Here is a 17695-nt window from a genome sequence, read left to right as displayed (position 1 = left end):
CTGCAGGTTGCGCCCATAAAAAAAAGCCACCGCGAGGTGGCTTTTTTTACGGCCGTCCGCCGAAGGGGCGACGGATGACCGGCTTGCAAAGATGAATGCTTACGCCGTCACTGCTTCCTTGGCGACAACCGGTGCTTCTTCCGGCGCCGAGCTGCGGATCAGGTGATCGAAGGCGCTCAATGCCGCCTTGGAACCTTCGCCGACCGCGATCACGATCTGCTTGTACGGCACGGTCGTCACGTCGCCGGCAGCGAACACGCCGGGAATCGAGGTCTGGCCCTTGGCGTCGATTTCAATTTCGCCATGCTTGGACAGAGCCACAGTACCCTTCAGCCATTCCGTGTTCGGCACCAGGCCGATCTGGACGAAGACGCCTTCCAGTTCGATGTGCTTCACTTCACCGCTGACGCGTTCCTTGTAGCTGATGCCGTTGACCTTCTTGCCGTCGCCGGTGATTTCGCTGGTCTGTGCCGAAGTGACGATGGTGACATTGGACAGGCTCTTGAGCTTGCGCACCAGCACCGCGTCGGCCTTCAATTCTGCCGCGAATTCCAGCAGCGTGACATGGCTGACGATGCCGGCCAGGTCGATGGCCGCTTCCACGCCGGAGTTGCCGCCGCCGATCACCGACACGCGCTTGCCCTTGAACAGCGGACCGTCGCAGTGCGGGCAGTACGCCACGCCGTGATTGCGGTATTCGTCCTCGCCCGGCACGTTGACTTGCCTCCAGCGTGCGCCGGTCGACAGAATCACGGTCTTGCCCTTCAGCACACCGCCGTTGGCCAGCCTGACTTCGATCAGGCCATTGCCCGGCACCAGTGCTTCGGCGCGTTGCGTGTTCATGATGTCGACGTCGTAAGTGCGGACGTGTTGTTCCAGCGCGGTGGCGAATTGCGGGCCTTCGGTTTCCTTGACGGAGACGAAGTTTTCAATCGCCAGCGTATCCAGCACCTGGCCGCCGAAACGTTCGGCGACGACGCCGGTACGGATGCCCTTGCGCGCTGCATAGATCGCAGCTGCTGCGCCGGCAGGACCGCCGCCGACGATCAGCACGTCGTAGGCTTCTTTCGCGCTCAGTTCTTCACCCTTGCGGGCGGCGGCGCCGGTATCCAGCTTGGCGAGGATTTCTTCCACGCCGGTGCGACCCTGGCCGAACACTTCACCGTTCATGTAGACGGTCGGCACAGCCATGATCTGGCGCTTCTCGACTTCGTCCTGGAACAGCGCGCCGTCCACCGTCACCGCACGGATGCGCGGGTTGATGATCGACATGACGTTCAATGCCTGCACGACTTCCGGGCAGTTCTGGCAGGTCAGCGAGATATAGGTTTCAAACGCGTAATCGCCATCCAGGTTGCGGATCTGTTCGATCACCTTGTCGTCGAGCTTGATGGGATGGCCGCCGACTTGCAGCAGCGCCAGCACCAGCGACGTAAATTCGTGGCCCATCGGGATACCGGCGAACTGCACGCTGATATCGGTACCGGGGCGATTCAATGAAAAGGACGGCTTGCGCACGGCGTGATCGTTGCGTTCAACGAGCGTGATGCGCTCGGACAGCGTAACGATTTCCTGCAGCAGCTCCTGCAACTCACGCGACTTGGCGCCATCATCCAGCGACGCGACGATCTCGATAGGCTGCGTGACCTTTTCCAGGTAGGCTTTCAATTGGGCTTTGAGATTGGCATCCAGCATGATGATTTCCACTTTCCTCTGATGTGAGACTTCAATATTGTCCGGACTCCGCCGCTCGGCCTCGTGAGCTCTGCGGCGTTGCTTGCGCCGAATCCGGACGGGTGCTTCAGTTTTTGTTTCTGTACTTCTTGATGCTTAACTAATGCGTTAAATCGTTGAGTGGTCGTAGCGAGCGGTCCGAGGTCGAAGCGGGAAGCGCAGTCGTACGGATGTACGGCGAGCATCACAGCTTTGAGATCGGGCCGCGCAGTAGCCCAATCAGCGATTTAGATCTTGCCGACCAGATCCAGGGAAGGCTTCAGTGTTTCTGCGCCTTCAGTCCACTTGGCTGGGCAAACTTCACCTGGGTGCGAAGCAACGTATTGCGCTGCCTTGACCTTGCGCAGCAGTTCGGAAGCGTCGCGGCCGATACCGTTGTCATGGATTTCCAGAACCTTGATCTGACCTTCTGGATTGATCACGAAAGTACCGCGCAGTGCCAGGCCTTCTTCTTCGATCAGGACTTCGAAGTTGCGAGCCAGTGTTGTGGTTGGGTCGCCGACCAGTGGGTATTGGACCTTCTTGATGGCTTCCGATGTGTCGTGCCATGCCTTGTGGGCGAAATGGGTGTCGGTCGACACACCGTAGATTTCCACGCCCATTTTCTTGAATTCAGCGTAGTTGTTGGCCAGGTCTTCCAATTCTGTCGGGCAGACGAAAGTAAAGTCAGCTGGGTAGAACACGAACACGGACCATTTGCCCTTCAGGCTTGCTTCGGTGATGTCGACGAATTTGCCGTCGTGGTAAGCAGTTGCTTTGAATGGCTTGACTGTCGTATTGATCAGGGACATTGCTATTTCCTTTACTTGGGGTTGAAAGAGAGTGAAGCCATAGTAAAGCGCCTCTATATATTAATCAAATTTATTTGTTTAATACTTTCGATTGCGTTTGACTATCGACATTCGTATGGAACGGCTTGCCGAAATGACAAGGGACAAGCTGCATATGGGCGCGAAAGCGCCGGATGCAAGCGCCGGGCTTGCTGCGACGGAGCTACTGATCGCTTACACTGCCGGCTCACCGTTCGAGTGAAATCAGGAGACGGGGTTCGTTCCCGCCGCAATATTACTTCAGCACGGCAACACGCGTGTGACCGGGCAAAACACGGAGGCTAAAATACGATGACCAGCAAACCCACCGCTTCCCGCCGCGCCGATTATCCCCATTTCCACGCCCTGCAGACGCGCTGGATGGACAACGACGTCTACGGCCACGTCAACAACGTCGTCTACTACAGCTGGTTCGATACGGCAGTGAACCATTTCCTGATAGCAAGCAATGCACTGGACATTCCGGGCGGTGACGTCATCGGCCTGGTCATTGAGACCCACTGCAATTATTTCGCGCCGGTCAGCTTTCCGGACACGGTGCAGATCGGCGTGCGCGTGGCCAGCGTGGGCAACTCCAGCGTGCGCTACGAGGTAGGAATCTTCCGTGAAGGCGACGACACCGCCGCCGCGCAGGGGCATTTCATCCACGTTTACGTCGATGCGGCGACGCGACGGCCTGTGACAGTGCCGGAGCGCATGCGTACGGTGCTGCAGACAATTTTGCGGACATAAAAAAACGGCCATCTTTCGATGGCCGTTTTTCCTTTGACGGTGCTCAGCGTAACCGATTACGCCGCCAGCTTCTTCTGCAGCGCCACCTTCACTTCCACCAGCTCGCGCGGCAGATTGTGCTTGAGCTTGTCGAACAGCTCGGTGTGCAGTTCGATTTCCTGGGCCCAGGCCGCCTTGTCGATCGAGGTGATCGTGGCGAACTGTTCCGGCGTGAAGTCGATGCCGTCCCATTGCAGGTCTTCGTAACGCGGCGACACGCCGAAGATGTGGGGCACGCCGCCGACGCGCACGCCTTGCGGATCTTCGATGCGTTCCAGCATCCACTTCAGCACGCGCATGTTGTCGCCGAAGCCGGGCCAGACGAATTTGCCGTCGGCGTCGGTACGGAACCAGTTGACGCAGTAGATCTTCGGCAGCTCGGCCGGCGACGCGGCGATCTTGCGGCCCAGGTTCAGCCAGTGCTGGAAGTAGTCGCTCATGTTGTAGCCGGCAAACGGCAGCATCGCGAACGGATCGCGGCGCACCACGCCTTGCTGGCCGACAGCGGCGGCAGTGGTTTCAGAGCCCATGGTCGCAGCCATGTAGACGCCTTCGACCCAGTTGCGCGCTTCGGTCACCAGCGGCACGGTGGTCGAACGGCGACCGCCGAAGATGAAGGCCGAGATCGGCACGCCGGCCGGGTCATCCCAGGCAGCATCGATGACGGGATTCTGTGTCGCGGCGACGGTGAAACGCGCGTTCGGATGCGCCGCCTTGCGGCCGGTTTCCTTGGCGATTTCCGGCGTCCAGTCCTTGCCTTGCCAGTCGACCAGATGCGCAGGCGCTTCCTTGGTCATGCCTTCCCACCAGACGTCGCCGTCGTCGGTCAGCGCGACGTTGGTGAAGATGGTGTTGGCGCGCAGCGAGGCCATGCAGTTGAAGTTGGTCTTCTCGTTGGTGCCCGGGGCAACGCCGAAATAACCCGCTTCCGGATTGATCGCGTACAGGCGGCCGTCTTCACCCGGTTTGATCCAGGCGATGTCGTCGCCGATGGTGGTGACTTTCCAGCCGTCGAAGGACTTCGGCGGAATCAGCATGGCGAAGTTGGTCTTGCCGCAGGCCGATGGGAAAGCCGCTGCGACGTAGTGCTTTTTACCCTCAGGAGATTCCACGCCGAGGATCAGCATGTGTTCGGCCAGCCAGCCCTGGTCGCGACCCATGGTCGAGGCGATGCGCAGCGCAAAGCACTTCTTGCCCAGCAGCGCATTGCCGCCGTAGCCGGAACCGTAGGACCAGATTTCGCGGGTCTCGGGATAGTGAACGATGTACTTGGTTGGATTGCACGGCCAGGCGATGTCTTTCTCGCCGGCTTGCAATGGCGCACCCACGGTATGCACGCACGGCACGAAATCGCCGTCGGCGCCCAGCACGTCATACACGGCCTTGCCCATGCGGGTCATGATGCGCATGTTCACCGCAACGTAAGGCGAATCGGACAGCTCGACGCCGATGTGGGCGATCGGCGAACCCAGCGGGCCCATCGAGAACGGCACCACGTACAAAGTACGGCCGCGCATGCTGCCGTCGAACAGACCGTTCAGGGTCGTGCGCATTTCGGCAGGATCGGTCCAGTTGTTGGTCGGGCCGGCGTCATCCTTGTTCTTCGAGCAGATGAAGGTGCGGTCTTCCACGCGCGCCACGTCCGACGGATCGGAACAGGCCAGATAGCTGTTCGGACGCTTGTCCTGGTTCAGCTTCTTCATGGTGCCGGCGGCGACCATCTCGGCGCACAGGCGATCGTATTCTTCCTGCGAACCGTCGCACCAGTAGATGCTGTCCGGCTTGGTCAGCGCGGCGATCTCGGCGACCCAGTTGATCAGTTTTTGGTGTTTGACGAAAGCGGGGGCGTTCAATGCGGCGACGCCTTCCATGACAGGTTGATTCATAAACACTACCTCCAATGCCTAAAGTTAAATCGAATTCGTTGGCACGGCAGGATCGTCGTTGCATGCAGCCGGCGAGGCGGGTGGCGCCATCAGCCGGTGGTACGGCGGTCTTGTCGAATGCTTCAGGCCTTGCCTGAAGCCATTCATAAAATCAGGCGCGAAAGATTGTTCCGCAGCAGCCGACTTTATGAAAATCAGGCGGCGATTGTACACCCGTACCCTGCTTGTTTGTAGTGAAAAGTAACCGACTAATGTAGTAGGAAATACGCTTTTAACGCGATTGCGTTTTTTCATTACGAAGCAGCGCAGCAAAAGGTCTTTCGCCTGCCAAGCCTTATTGAATGGACATCCTGCGCACAGCAAAGTGCCACAGGACAAGCGGCCGACATCGCGTCAGCGATTCACCGACATTGCTGCGCAGCAGCGCTCAACGTTGGGACTCTGCCAACAAATTGATTGCCACAACAAAGAGGCAGTAGAAAGAGACCGCAGAAAAGGGATCTCAGAACGCGCAGGCGACGAAATCGACGAAAGCCTTGATCTTGGCCGCGCGATGGTTCTTTTGCTGGACCAGCACCGAGACATCCGGACCAGGCGCCAGCCAGTCCGGCAACACCGGCACCAGTTCGCCGCTGCGCACCGGCGGGATCAGCGACACCGACATTTGCTGGACGATGCCGCAACCGGCCTTGGCCGCCTCGATCAGCGACTCGACGTGGTCCATCGCCAGCGCGCCCTTGGGCACGTAGCTGTGGCTTTCCTTGCCCTTGCTGAACTGCCACGGGCGGACCATGCGCGATTTCGGATTGAGGAAGCCAAGGCAAGGGAAATCGGCCAGCTCCTGCGGCGTCTTCGGCACGCCGTGGCGCGCGACGAATTCGGGCGAGGCGCAGCACATGTAGCTGGTCTTGAAGACGGTTTTGGCGATCAGGTTGGAGTCAGGCAGATCGCCGATGCGGATCAGCACATCCACGCCCTCTTCCACCATGTCGATCATGCGGTCGCCGACCGTGATCTTGAGTGCGATGTCGGGATACTGCGCGAGGAACTGCGGCAGCGCCGGTGCGATGTACTGGCGGCTGATCACGCTGGGCATGTCGACGCGCAGGGTGCCGGCCGGCAGCGCCTGCGATTGCATCATGCTGCCTTCCAGATCGCTCATGCCGCCCAGCAGCAGCAAGGCCTGCTCGTAACAGCGGCGGCCCTCTTCGGTCAGCGACATGCTGCGCGTGGTGCGGTTAAGCAGCTTGGTGCGGAAATGCGTCTCCAGCGCCGACACCTGGTTGGTCACCGACGAGGTCGAAATCCCGAGTCGGTCGGCCGCACGGCTGAAGCCGCCGGCTTCGACGACGTTGCAAAACACTTTCAGGGCATCCAGGCGGTCCATGTTTGCTGTTCTTCTCCGGCGAATGGTGAGTAACGAAGGGCAATGTGCGGGTGCTGCCGATTATCCACGTTTTCACCATTCTGTATTGTCGTCGGACCCGTTTTTCTCAAGCCTTTCCGTCCCTAGACTAGCTTCATCGCTGCAAACAAGAACGCGGCGTCAACCATCCACCGACTTTTGAAGGAAACGCCATGAACGCGACATCTAACACCACCATGACCGCCGTACTGTTGACCGCCAACGGCGCGCCGCTGCAAACCACCAGCATTGATCGTCCTGTCGCCGGCGCCGGCCAGGTGCTGGTGCGCATCCGCGCAGCCGGACTCAATCCGCTCGACGCCAAGATCCGCGCCGGCAAGGCTGGACATGCCCAGGCACAACTGCCTGCCGTACTCGGCATCGACATGGCCGGCGTGGTGGAAGCGATCGGCGCCGGCGTCTCCGGCTTCAAGGTCGGCGACGAGGTCTATGGCATGACAGGCGGCGTCGGCAGCGTGCAAGGTTCGCTGGCGCAATTCGCCGCCGTTGATGCCGACCTGCTGGCGCACAAGCCGGCCAACGTCGGCATGCGTGAGGCCGTCGCCCTGCCGCTGATCTTCATCACTGCATGGGAAGGCCTGGTTGATCGCGCCCATGTGCGCAGCGGCCAGAAGGTGCTGGTGCATGGCGGCGCCGGCGGCGTCGGCCATATCGCCGTACAGATCGCCAAGGCCTTCGGCGCCGACGTCTACGCCACCGGCTCGGCCGAACAACGCGACGTCATCACCGGCTACGGCGCCACCTTCATCGATTACCGCGCCGCCACGGTGGAACAATACGTGCAGCAATACACCGCCGGTGAAGGTTTCGACATCGTCTACGACACCGTCGGCGGCGCCACGCTGGATGCCTCCTTCATCGCGGCGAAGCGCTACCACGGCCACGTCGTCAGCTGCCTCGGCTGGGGCACGCATGCCCTGGCGCCGCTGTCGTTCCGCGCCGCGACTTACTCGGGCGTGTTCACGCTGATGCCGCTGCTGAGCGGCAAGGGCCGTGCACATCATGGCGAGATCATGGAACAGGCCACCAAGCTGATCGAAGCCGGCAAGATCGTGGTGCAGGTCGATCAACGCCGCTTCGGTTTCGACCAGGCCGATGCCGCCTACGACGTCATCGACGCCGGCGGCGCACGCGGCAAGCTGGTGATTGAGATTCCGGCTTAAATTCCGGCCTTGTATTTTCATCGGCTGAACCGACGCGGCAAAAATCCGGCGGGCGTTTTATGATGTGGTTTTCCCCAACACCAACCGCCTTCCGGAGACCACATGAAGATCGCCATCCTCGACGACTACCAGGACAGCGTCCGCCAACTCGACAGCTTCAAGCTGCTGGAAGGCCACGACGTCAAGGTATTCAACAACACCGTGCGCGGCGTCGGCCAGCTGGTCGCGCGCCTGGCGCCGTTCGACGCGCTGGTGCTGATCCGCGAACGCACCGTCTTCACCAAAGCCATCCTGGAAAAACTGCCTGCGCTGAAACTGATTTCGCAAACCGGCAAGATCAGCGGCCACGTCGACGTCGCCGCCGCCACCGCGCAGCGCATCGCCATCGTCGAGGGCGTCGGTGATCCGACCGCGCCGGCCGAACTGACGTGGGCGCTGATCATGGCGACCGCACGCCGCATCCCGCAATACACCGCCAACCTCAAGGCCGGCATCTGGCAGCAAGTGTCGGCGACACCGGAACGCAATCCCATCGGCGTCGCCCTCAAGGGCCGCACGCTGGGCATCTGGGGCTACGGGAAAATCGGCCGCATGGTGGCCGGATACGGCAAGGCCTTCGGCATGAAGATCGTGGTGTGGGGACGCGACGCCAGCCTGGAGCAGGCGCAGAAAGACGGTTACACGGCAGCCGCCAGCAAGGAAGAATTCTTCTCGACGGCAGACTTCATCTCGGTGCATCTGCGCCTCAACGACGCCACGCGCGGCATCGTCACCGCGCAAGACCTGGCGCAGATGAAACCGACTGCCACCTTCATCAACACCAGCCGCGCCGAGCTGGTGGCAAGCGGTGCGCTGGAGACGGCGCTGCAGCAAGGCCGCCCGGGCTTCGCCGGTCTCGACGTGTTCGAAACCGAACCGCTGCCGCACGACTCGCCGCTGCTGCGCATGGACAATGTGGTGGCCACGCCGCATCTCGGCTATGTGGAAAAAGACGGCTACGAGCTGTACTTCCGTGCGGCCTTCCAGAACATCGTCGACTTCGCCAACGGCGCGCCGAAGAACGTGCTCAATCCTGAGGCGTTGGCTTGACGCGCACCGGCGTCGGCGGCGCATACTGCAAATGCTGAGCGTGCGACACCTTCCATAGGTGCATCCAGCCGGGCGGCCATGACAGCGGCGGCCCGGCGTACGGCTCCACTCCCCTGCGCACGGCGATGACCGGCAAATGTTCCGGCATTGATCCGGCGTGATCCCATCCCATGCTGTAGGCATGATGCGGCAGCAGCGCATCGCACACCGATGCAAACCACGCCGTGTGATCCTCATCGCGTCCGAGCGCCTGGGCCAGGCCCTGAGGATCGAATTGCGCCAGTGCGCTGGCCAGATCCTGCGCGCTCGCACCGGGCGTGTCGCCCCAGCCGAAAATCGGATTGAAGTTGTAATCCGCGCCCGAGCCGTACCAGCCTTCACGCCACGGCCGTTCGTTCCAATGACGCGGGCCCGCGAACAAATGCCAGCGCCAGTGCAAGCCTGAAGGCTTGGGCCAACTGTATAGATACAGGCGCTGATAACCGGCCGCGTGCAACTCGCGCACCATCGCCATCAGCCGCGCATGCGGCATGCGATCGGGAGGCTGGCGTCGGAACAGGATGGGCGTGCCGTCGGCATGCTGCACTTCATCGGATGACAAATTCAAATCGAGCGTGCGCACCTCGCTGCCGAAGCGCGCAGAAATCCATCCCGTCAATAAATTAACGGAGACGATGACGCCATAGCCGCGATGGCGATGGAAGATGACGGTGCCGGGAGCAATCGGTTTCATATCTCGATTTTATCCAACTATCAAAAACCTGACCGGGCAGCATCAGTGATCAGCGCGCACGCAATGAGCGATTCAGAAAAATAATTCGCCGCGCAGTTCCCGCAGCGGTCAAAAAAACACCTTCACAATTTCCACATGGAAATTATTGAAAGCCAATCTGCATGCGGCTTTGCGGACGATCTTGTAGACAACATGCATATCGTTTTACCAATAGAATGCGTGGCACGCAATTTGCGTAATAACAACTGAGTGCCGACATTAATCATTAAACATAAGTGCGGCGCGGATAGGTCTTGCGGACTTCTTCAAAAAAAGGGACAACACATGAATGAACACGTAGCGATTCAAACCGAAACCTTCCTGCCGTATATGCGCGACGTCACAAAATGCGAACAGTCGCTGCAGGAACTGAATCTGATGTGGCGTGTGATTGAAGCCTCGGCAAAAATGAACTGCCCCAGCGAAGCCAAGACCATCCTGCCGACCATGGCGGCAACGCGCACCGGCTTCAGCCGGTTGGAACGCGAGTTGGTGGTCAGCCTGGTCCAGGAAAAAGTCCGCAACGTGCTCACCGAAATCGGCACCAAGGCGCAGTACGTGATCGACATCGTGGTGCGCAATCTGTTCGAGCGCACCGCCGATGTCGGCTTCCTCGCCACTGATCGCGAACTGTGCAATTTTGTCGCCGGCGTCACTGACGGCCCCGACAGTGCTGATGCGATCCGCTACCGCCTGCGCGAGTACCGCAACAAATACACCGTCTACGACGAGATCATGCTGCTCGACACCGAGGGCAACGTGCTGGTGCAGATCGACCCCGCCACGCCGCTGGAACACAGCGCCGATGCGCTGATCGCCGAGACGCTCAACTCCGATACGTATGTCGAGACCTTCCGCTTCAGCGACCTGCGTCCCGGCAAGGAACGTGCACTGATTTATTCGCGCCGCATGCAGCATCCCCAAACTGGTGCGGTAGTCGGCATCCTGTGCCTGTGCTTCCACTTCGAAGAAGAAATGGCCGGCATCTTCTCGTCGCATCGCGACGCCGAAGCGCGCTCCAACATGCTGCTGCTCGATGCCGACAACCGCGTCATCGCCAGCGCCGACAAACTGTGGATCCCGGTCGGCACCGAAGTGCCTGTCAATCGCGACGGCAACGCCGCGCTGATGCTCTTCTGCGGCCGCGAATATCTGGTGCGCACCGTGTCCTCCGACGGCTATCAAGGCTATCCCGGCCCAAGCGGCTGGCAAGGCCAGGTCATGATTCCGGTTGAGGTCGCCTTCAGCGGCGTCATCAGCGACGTGCTCACCAAACTGTCGCCGGAAATCGCCGAAGGCTTGCTGTCGCACGCGCATTCGTTCTGCCCGCCGCTGTACGACATCATGACCGCTGCCAAGACCATCCAGCGCATCGTCTGGAACGGCCAGGTCATGACCGCCGGCCAACGCGGCGAAATGCTCAAGCTCAAAACCATCCTCGACCAGATCAGCGAGACCGGCAATCGCAGCAACGAGTTGTTCGCGCAATCGATCCATGACCTCTACCAAACCGTACTGGTGTCGGGTATGCGCGATGCCGAGTTCACCACCAGCCTGCTGGTCGATCTGCTCGACCGCAATCTCTACGAGCGCTCAGACGATTGTCGTTGGTGGGCGCTCACGCCGGAACTGCGCAGCGCGCTGGCGCAACCGGCGCAGGACCAGGCCACGGTCGAGAAGATGACCAACATCCTGGCCTACATCAACGGCCTGTATACCGTCTACACACGCATCTTTGTTTACGATCGCCATGGCCGCATCATCGCCAGCACCGGCGACAACACCGACGAGGTCGTCGGCAGCAACGTTGATGAAGACAGCCTGCGCCAGGTGCTGTCGCTGCGCACGCAGCAGCAGTACTACGTCAGCGCCTTCACGCCGAGCGCACTGTACGACGGCAAAGACACCTACATTTATCACGCAGCGGTGCGCGATCTCGAGAACGAAGCCGTGGTGGTCGGCGGCATCGGCATCGTGTTCGACTCGACGCCGGAGTTTTCCAACATGCTCTCCAGCGGCATCACCGCCAAGAAGAACATGAAGGCCTTCTACATCGATCGCAATGCACGCATCATCTCGACCACCGACAGCGCACGCAGCGTCGGCGAAATACTCGACATTGATCCGGCGCTGCTGACGATCGCCAACGGCGACCGCGCGTCGCAGGTGGCGGTACATGACGGCGAATACGCCATCGTGGCCTGCTCGGTGTCGAACGGCTACCGCGAATTCAAGGTCAGCGACGGTTACCAGGAAGACGTCATCGCGGTGGTGTTCGAATCCTTCGGGGCAGTGCAAGGCGCGGGCTCGCAAACCGACGGCCGCCAGTATCTGCTCGAAACCGACCCGACCATCACCGACGGCAACGAATACGCCACCTTCTTCAGCGACCACAATCTGTTCGCCATCTCCGCCGCCCACGTGGTGGAAGCGGTGCCGTTCAGCGAAGTGCTGCCGACCTCGATGGGCTCGCGCCCGGAACAGATCGGCGTGCTCAACCTGCGCCGCGACGACGGCGACGGCAAGCGCAAGGAATTCGTCTGGGTGTTCGATCTCGGCCAGATGATGCGCGGCACACGTTCCGCGGTCAGCGGTAGCAGCCAGGTCATGATCGTGCGCGAAGGAGAACACACCATCGGCCTGCTGGTCGATGAGTTGCATGCGGTGCCGCAGTTCAATCCTGCGCAGATCATGCACACGCCGTTCGCGATGCAGGGTGCATCGATGCTGGTGACGCAGGTGATCAAAGCCAACAACGGCCAGTTGCTGATCCAGGCGATCGACGTCGAGCGTCTGTTCGCGCTTCTGATCGACGGCCAGATTGCGATGCCGCCTGAGCTTGCGGAAGCTGCCGCGCAATCGGAAGCCCCGGTAGTCGCAGCTGACGGCAAACGCACGGTAGAGCTGCTGGCAGCGTAATCAAGAGTTGATTTGCACGGGCCGCCGGTAGCGTGATGTGGGGTATGATGGCTGGGACTTTTTCTGATTTTCCATGATCATGACTTTACGCATCATCGCCACCGGCGGCACCTTCGACAAGCACTACGACGAGCTCACCGGCCAGCTTGTTTTCGCCAGCAGCCACCTGCCCGGGGTCATCGCACGCGCACGCCTGACCGTTCCCGCCACGCTGGAAGAACTGCCGCTGCTCGATTCGCTCGACATGCAGGACATTGACCGGCGCCGCGTGCTCGCCTCATGCGACCGCTCGGAAGAAAACGCCATCGTCGTCATCCACGGCACCGACACCATGCAGGACACCGCGCGCGTACTCGGCGCGGCGCAGCTGGCCAGGACCATCGTACTGACCGGCGCCATGATTCCTTACGCCATCCACGGCTCGGATGCGCAATTCAATTTCGGTTTCGCCTGCGGCGTGGCGCAACTGCTGCCGCACGGCGTGTATGTCGCGATGAATGGCCGTGTGTTCGCCTGGGACAAAGTCGTCAAAAACCGCGGCGCGGGCGTGTTTGAAGAAATCGAAACGGAAGACTGAGGCCATCTCACCGGAGGAGACGATGTTCAGTCTTCTCCGCTTTCCGCCGTGCCGGCAGGCGCGTAGTCCTGCAACGCCGACATGTTCTGATGGAACCATCCCCCCAATTGCTCAAGCACCGGCGTCAATGACTGCCCCGGCGGCGTCAGGCTGTACTCCACCTTGGGCGGCACCTCCGCATACACCACCCGGCGCACCAGGCCGTCGCGCTCCAGCTCGCGCAGCTGCAGCGTCAGCATGCGCTGCGTCACTTCCGGAATGCTTCTTTGCAACTGCCCGAAGCGCAACGTCCCGGCGCTGAGGCGATACAACACCAGCGACTTCCATTTGCCGCCGACCAGATCCAGCGCCATGTCCACTGGACAACGATCAGGTGATGCAGCTTTCATGGCGGCTCCAATAGGTACATTTTTGTGGGTATTGCACATGCATGTACATTCTATTCAATACCTGGCCCAGCTCCTACACTGTTGACTTCTTAACCACATTTTGGAGTCAATAATGAAGCAAGAAACCTATCTGGTGTATGGCGCGACAGGCGCACAAGGCAGTGCCGTGGTGAGCGCACTTAGGGCTGGCGGCAAGAACGTGCGCGTGCTGCTGCGAAATACCGACAACAAATCCTTGTTTGAAGGCCCCGGCGTGGAAGTCGCCTTCGGCGACCTGGATTCGCCGGCGCAACTGTTGGCCGCGAACCGTGATGTCGCGGGTGTCTACTTTGCCCTGCCATTGCAGTTCAACGTCGACAAGGCGGTTGGTTGGGGGAAAAATGCCATCGATGCCGCCGTTGCAGCCAAGGCGCCGCTGATGGTCCTCAACACCAGTATCGTCGGCGCCAGAGAAGCAGGCCAGGCGACCGGCAGCGTCGCCATTGACATCAAGACCGAGCTTGAACGCTATCTGAAACAAGCCTCCATCCCCAGCATCGTATTGCGCCCCACCCTGTATCTGGGCAATCTGACGGCGCCTTTCGCGACGCCGTCCATCGTCAACGATAGCGTGTTGGCCTACCCGGTGCCCGCCGACCAGAAAGTGTCCTGGATCAGTTGGGAGGAAACCGCCGCCTATGTCGTCGCCGCCCTGCAACGTCCCGATCTGGCCGCACGACGACCGACATTCGACATCGGCGGCGCACAGGCGGTCACGGGCGATGAACTGGCCGCCGCCATCGGCAAGGCCGTGGGTCGGAGCGTGTCCTATTTCCCCCTGCCGATAGAGCATTTCGAAGCCGGTCTGACCGCAGCCTTCGGCGCGGAGACCGGCAGCGCGCTGGCCAATCTGTATCGCTACATGACCGATCCTGCGCAGGCCGGCATCCTTGATATCGATCTGCGTGCGGCCAGGGCTGAGCTGTCCGTGTCGCAGACATCGATCGACACGTGGGCCGCACAGATTCCCTGGAAAGCCTTGGCGGGGAACGCCATGGCGCAAGCCTGAGCAACCGAGTCCGACTTCCGACGAAAAAAACACATGAACACCACCTCATCCGAAAAAATGCAGATCGAAATCTGGAGCGACATCATGTGTCCCTTCTGCTTCATCGGCAAACGCCTCTTTGATGAGGCGCTCGACACCTTCGCGCACAAGGAGCAGATTCAGGTTGTCTGGAAAAGCTATCGTCTTTTCCCCGACGTCCGTTACCAGGAAGGAAGTGACGCCTGCACCGTCCTGGCCAAGACCAAGGGCCTGACGAGATCGTCCATGCAACAAGCAATCGCGCACGTTACTGCATTGGGCCGCGACGTCGGCATCCGATTCGATTTCGACCGTCTGCAGATGGTCGACACATTCGACGCACTGAGAATGGTGCACTGGGCCGCGACGCACGATCTTGGAAGCGATCCGGGAAGCAGAATGAAGGAGCGCCTGTTCCAGGCATTCTTTGAAGAAGGCTTGAACCTGGAGGACCGCCGGGTCCTGGCGCAACTGGGGGACGAGCTCGGACTGGATACGTCGGCGACGGAAATCATGTTGTCGTCGCGCGCCTATGCCGCTGAAGTCGAGGAGGATGTGGCGCAGGCAAGGGAGATCGGCGTCCGCGGCATCCCCTTCTTCGTGCTGGATCGAAAACAGGCGCTGTCGGGGGCGCAATCGGCAGCCGCCTTCAGCACGCTGTTGCACACCGCGTTCGACGGATGGCGGCAAAAAACCGTGTCCCCTGCCGAAGTCGCGATGTCGGGAGAAAGTTGCTCTCTGGATGGTCAATGCTGAGCTGTTGTGATCGCCGGCGCCTGCATCGCGCCGGCGTCACAACGCTCATCCTGCTGCCGAATGCCTGAGCAGATCAGAACCGGTGCTGCATGCCCAGGGTGACGCCAACCTGGCTGTTGCCGAAGCCGACGTCGTCACGCGACAGGCCGACCAGCTGGTTGTTCTTCGCCTTGGCGTAAGCGCCGCTTGCATACAAATCGGTACGCTTGGACAAAGCGTATTTCAGACGCAGCGAATACATGATCGGATCGGCATCGGTGACCAGGTTCTTCTGGTTCTGATAGTAGATCGTGCCGATCAGGCTTAAGGCCGGTGTGAATTTGTACGTTGCACCGCCCCAATAAAAATCGCTGCGCAGGTCGGTCGCACCGGACGCCAGGCTCCTCTTGAAGTAACGGTAGCCGAGGTTGAACTTCAGTGTTTCCATCACCTGATAGCCGGCAGCCAGATGCACCGTGGTGGTCTTGTCGAAGGAGCCGCCCGGCACCGCAGCCGTACCGTTGACGCGATCGTAAGTGGTCGCCAGCGAGAACGGGCCGTTGCCATACGCCACGCCGACGCCATACTTGGAAGTGTCATTGACGCTGCCGGCCACTTCGCCGAAGCCATACATTGCGCCCAGCTTGAAACCGCCGAAGTCGCCCTGGTATTTGACCAGATTGGACACGCCGGTCGGCATGCCGTCCTTGCGCCCGCCGGTGGCACCGGCCGACGTCACCCAGGAATATTGCGCCGAGTAACCCATCGGATCGAACGGCAAAATGAAATCGTAAGTGGTGCTGAAGGAGCGGCCTGCGACAATGCGACCGAAGCTGCCTTCGAGGCCGACGTTGGACTGGCGGTTGAACAGCTGGCCGGCGTCGCCGTCAAAGGCGCCGTTGTCGAGCTTGAAGCCGTTTTCCAGCTGGAAGATTGCTTTCAGACCACCGCCCAGATCTTCGGTGCCGCGAAAGCCGATGCGCGAGGTATTCATCGCGCCGGAACTCATGCGTGTGACGCTGCCGCCGGTGGCGCCTGCGTTATTGAGGTATTCGATGCCGGTGTCGATCAGGCCGTACACGGTGACATTGCTCTGCGCCGCCGCCGTGCCGCAGACAGTCGACAGGATGGCTGCCGTCAATAATTTCTTTTGCACTCTGGTTTCTCCTTGGTAAAAATCGTTTTTATGGTTGTGGTGTTGCGGTGTTGTTGCGCTGAAAATCAAAAAGCCCACAAAGCCTGTTCCGGCAATGTGAGCCAGTACTCGCCCTGCTCCAGCTTGTGCGGCGCGTAAGCGCGCAAGCCGACCGTCGTGCTGTCCGCGCTCTTGGCTTTGAACAGGCACTCCCACCGGTCTCCCAGGTACATGCAGGTGGAAAGCGGTAGGCGAATGGCGTTGTCGGTCTGGTGGTCTGAGATGCGGACTTGTTCGAGGCGGATGATGCCGGTGGCCTCATTGCCGGTATTGCCGCCGCGCGCGCTGGCGACCACCGTGCCGCCCTCGACCTGCAAAGTGACGCGCTGGCCGTCGCGCTGCAGCACCCGGCCCTTGAGACGATTGTTGCTGCCCATGAACTCCGCGGTGAACAACGTGTCGGGCGTCTGGTACATGCTTTGCGGCGTACCCTGCTGTTCGATCTTGCCGTTGTTGAGCAACAGGATGCGATCCGAAATCGCCATCGCCTCGCCCTGGTCGTGCGTGACCATCAGCGCCGACAAGCCGAGTCGCACGATCAGTTCGCGCAGGAAAGCACGCGCTTCTTCACGCAGCTTGGCGTCGAGATTGGACAGCGGTTCGTCGAGCAGGATGACCTGCGGGTTGTAGACCAGCGCACGTGCGATCGCGACGCGTTGCTGCTGGCCGCCGGACAGTTGATGCGGAAAGCGTTCGCCCAGATGGCCGAGTCCGAGTTGCGAGAGCACGGCCTTGACGCGCTCTGCAATCTCAGTGCCGCCCATCTTGCGCAGCTTGAGGCCGTAGGCGACGTTGTCGAACACCGTCTTGTGCGGCCACAGCGCGTACGACTGGAACACCAGGCCGAGGTTGCGTTCTTCGGCCGGCATTTCATAGTTGCGCGACCCGTCGAATACGCGGCGCTCGGCGATATCGATGGTGCCGGCCTTGGGCGACTCCAGTCCTGCGACGGCGCGCAGCAGCGTGGTCTTGCCGCTGCCCGAAGGCCCAAGCAAGGCGACCACTTCACCGCGCTGCAATTGCATGGAGACGCCCTTGAGAATCGGATTGGCGCCGGCGCCGCTGCCGTAGTCGAGGTGCAGGTCGTTGACGGTGAGTTCTGACATGATCATTCCTTTGATTGCAGGCTGCGGCGATCACGCC

At 60.6% G+C, this 17695-nt stretch carries 15 protein-coding genes; 7 read left to right on the top strand and 8 right to left on the bottom strand.

Translation table 11 applies throughout. The annotated features are described in order from the left end of the window. Window positions 1–99: 99 nt before the first annotated feature. Together ahpF and ahpC are read right to left on the bottom strand one after the other, a co-directional pair. Entirely contained in the window at window positions 100–1695 is a 1596-nt protein-coding gene (gene ahpF / locus E4P32_RS09705) for an alkyl hydroperoxide reductase subunit F (protein WP_116434646.1), read from the bottom strand. A 266-nt stretch (window positions 1696–1961) separates the two neighbouring features. Beyond that, window positions 1962–2525, bottom strand: coding sequence for an alkyl hydroperoxide reductase subunit C (gene ahpC / locus E4P32_RS09700; protein ID WP_116434394.1), 564 nt, complete (start codon window positions 2523–2525; stop codon window positions 1962–1964). A gap of 330 nt (window positions 2526–2855) precedes the next feature. Here ahpC and E4P32_RS09695 point away from each other — a divergent pair, with 330 nt between their 5' ends. Then, on the top strand, window positions 2856–3296 hold the full coding sequence (locus E4P32_RS09695; protein WP_116434395.1) for a thioesterase family protein: 441 nt from the start codon (window positions 2856–2858) through the stop codon (window positions 3294–3296). A gap of 56 nt (window positions 3297–3352) precedes the next feature. Here the strand turns inward: E4P32_RS09695 and E4P32_RS09690 are convergent, their stop codons facing one another. Together E4P32_RS09690 and E4P32_RS09685 are read right to left on the bottom strand one after the other, a co-directional pair. Further along, on the bottom strand, window positions 3353–5221 hold the full coding sequence (locus E4P32_RS09690; protein ID WP_116434396.1) for a phosphoenolpyruvate carboxykinase (GTP): 1869 nt from the start codon (window positions 5219–5221) through the stop codon (window positions 3353–3355). A gap of 502 nt (window positions 5222–5723) precedes the next feature. Beyond that, window positions 5724–6608: a LysR family transcriptional regulator gene (locus E4P32_RS09685; RefSeq protein WP_116434397.1), complete on the bottom strand. Its 885-nt coding sequence runs from the start codon at window positions 6606–6608 to the stop codon at window positions 5724–5726. 191 nt (window positions 6609–6799) lie between these two features. Between E4P32_RS09685 and E4P32_RS09680 the strand changes: the two genes are divergently transcribed. Further along, entirely contained in the window at window positions 6800–7810 is a 1011-nt protein-coding gene (locus E4P32_RS09680) for a zinc-dependent alcohol dehydrogenase family protein (RefSeq protein ID WP_116434398.1), read from the top strand. A 102-nt stretch (window positions 7811–7912) separates the two neighbouring features. Next, window positions 7913–8899: a D-2-hydroxyacid dehydrogenase family protein gene (locus E4P32_RS09675; RefSeq protein ID WP_116434399.1), complete on the top strand. Its 987-nt coding sequence runs from the start codon at window positions 7913–7915 to the stop codon at window positions 8897–8899. On the opposite strand, the gene E4P32_RS09670 is transcribed toward E4P32_RS09675, so the two are convergent. Further along, the gene (locus E4P32_RS09670; RefSeq protein ID WP_116434400.1) at window positions 8877–9632 is read right to left on the bottom strand and encodes an L-asparaginase; all 756 of its coding nucleotides are present in this window, start codon (window positions 9630–9632) and stop codon (window positions 8877–8879) included. The genes E4P32_RS09675 and E4P32_RS09670 overlap by 23 nt on opposite strands. Before the next feature lie 324 nt (window positions 9633–9956). Between E4P32_RS09670 and E4P32_RS09665 the strand changes: the two genes are divergently transcribed. Next, window positions 9957–12590: a chemotaxis protein CheW gene (locus E4P32_RS09665; RefSeq protein WP_116434401.1), complete on the top strand. Its 2634-nt coding sequence runs from the start codon at window positions 9957–9959 to the stop codon at window positions 12588–12590. A gap of 79 nt (window positions 12591–12669) precedes the next feature. Then, the gene (locus tag E4P32_RS09660; protein ID WP_116434647.1) at window positions 12670–13167 is read left to right on the top strand and encodes an asparaginase domain-containing protein; all 498 of its coding nucleotides are present in this window, start codon (window positions 12670–12672) and stop codon (window positions 13165–13167) included. Window positions 13168–13193: 26 nt separating this feature from the next. Here the strand turns inward: E4P32_RS09660 and E4P32_RS09655 are convergent, their stop codons facing one another. Beyond that, window positions 13194–13556 (bottom strand): helix-turn-helix domain-containing protein, encoded by a 363-nt coding sequence (locus E4P32_RS09655; protein WP_233526642.1) that lies wholly within the window; start codon window positions 13554–13556, stop codon window positions 13194–13196. 112 nt (window positions 13557–13668) lie between these two features. Between E4P32_RS09655 and E4P32_RS09650 the strand changes: the two genes are divergently transcribed. After that, on the top strand, window positions 13669–14604 hold the full coding sequence (locus tag E4P32_RS09650) for an NmrA family NAD(P)-binding protein (RefSeq protein ID WP_116434403.1): 936 nt from the start codon (window positions 13669–13671) through the stop codon (window positions 14602–14604). A 33-nt stretch (window positions 14605–14637) separates the two neighbouring features. Further along, on the top strand, window positions 14638–15378 hold the full coding sequence (locus E4P32_RS09645; RefSeq protein ID WP_116434404.1) for a DsbA family oxidoreductase: 741 nt from the start codon (window positions 14638–14640) through the stop codon (window positions 15376–15378). A 73-nt stretch (window positions 15379–15451) separates the two neighbouring features. Here E4P32_RS09645 and E4P32_RS09640 read toward each other — a convergent pair whose 3' ends face one another. Next, window positions 15452–16513 (bottom strand): porin, encoded by a 1062-nt coding sequence (locus E4P32_RS09640; protein WP_116434405.1) that lies wholly within the window; start codon window positions 16511–16513, stop codon window positions 15452–15454. Window positions 16514–16578: 65 nt separating this feature from the next. Continuing rightward, on the bottom strand, window positions 16579–17658 hold the full coding sequence (locus E4P32_RS09635) for an ABC transporter ATP-binding protein (RefSeq protein ID WP_116434648.1): 1080 nt from the start codon (window positions 17656–17658) through the stop codon (window positions 16579–16581). Between the last annotated feature and the right edge of the window lie 37 nt (window positions 17659–17695).

Source organism: Herbaspirillum sp. 3R11 (assembly GCF_004563925.1).
In the GTDB taxonomy this organism is placed as follows: Bacteria; Pseudomonadota; Gammaproteobacteria; order Burkholderiales; family Burkholderiaceae_D; genus Herbaspirillum.
Note: the sequence above shows the minus strand (reverse complement) of the source record. Positions and strands in the feature narration are given on the sequence as shown.